Below are 959 nucleotides of genomic sequence, written 5' to 3' on the forward strand. Positions count from 1 at the left end.
CTAGGTTCTGTCCGGCGGATCATGTCCGGAGCCAGAGTCTGATCACGGCGACGGTGACGGTGCCGTGGAAAATGTAGGCGCGCTTGTCGTACCTCGTGGCGACGGCCCGGAAGGTCTTGAGGACGTTGATCGTCCGCTCGACTTCGTTGCGGCGCTTGTACTTCTCCTTGTCGAATGCTGTGGGTCGACCGCCCTTGCTGCCGCGGTGTTGGCGGTGGCGTCGCTGGTCCTTCGGCTCGGGGATGGTGTGCTTGATCTGGCGCTCGCGCAGGTAGCGGCGGTTTCGGCGGGACGAGTACGCCTTGTCGCCGCCGAGATGGTCCGGCCGGGTTCGCGGGCGCCCACCGCCGAGGCGGGGAACACGGATGCGTTCCATGACCGGGATGAGCTGCGGGGCATCGCCCCACTGGCCCGGCGTAATCAGCAGGGCCAGTGGGCGGCGTCCACCTTCCCCAGCGAGGTGGATCTTGCATGTCAGGCCGCCCCGGGAGCGTCCGAGTCCCTCGTCGGGGCGGTGCTGCCGGGGCACGGATCTTTTTTCGGGACGCGTGGTGTCTTTTTGCGGGCTCCGGCGGCGTGTTGATGAGCGCGGCAGGAGGTCGAGTCCACGCTCACCATGCTCCAGTCGATCCGGCCCTCTGCGTCGGCTTCGGCCTGGAGGGTCTGCAGGATCTTGTCCCACATGCCGTCCGCCGACCAGCGTCTGTGTCGCTCGTAGACGGTCTTCCATGGCCCGAAACGCGCAGGTAGATCCCGCCACGGGACGCCTGTCCGCTCGCGGAAGAGGATCCCGTTGATCACCCTGCGATGGCTGGCCCAACGTCCGCCCCGCTGCCCGTACTTGGGTAGATGCGGCTTCAGTCGAGCCCACTCGGCATCCGTCAGATCGCCTCGGCCCATGCCCAACACACGGCCACGAGTACCGAACGGCTCAAATATCCGCCGGACAGACCCTAGGC

Annotated in this window: 1 protein-coding gene; it reads right to left on the reverse strand. The window is 66.8% G+C overall.

What is annotated here, in order from left to right:
- Positions 1–19 precede the first annotated feature (19 nt).
- A protein-coding gene (locus O5O46_RS35005) for an IS5 family transposase (RefSeq protein WP_269859725.1) occupies positions 20–900 on the reverse strand; the annotation gives its coding sequence in 2 pieces (ribosomal slippage) (positions 20–540 and positions 540–900; 882 coding nt in all).
- Positions 901–959: the final 59 nt, after the last annotated feature.

The organism is Streptomyces sp. RPT161 (assembly GCF_027533845.1).
Lineage (GTDB): Bacteria > Actinomycetota > Actinomycetes > Streptomycetales > Streptomycetaceae > Streptantibioticus_A > Streptantibioticus_A silvisoli_A.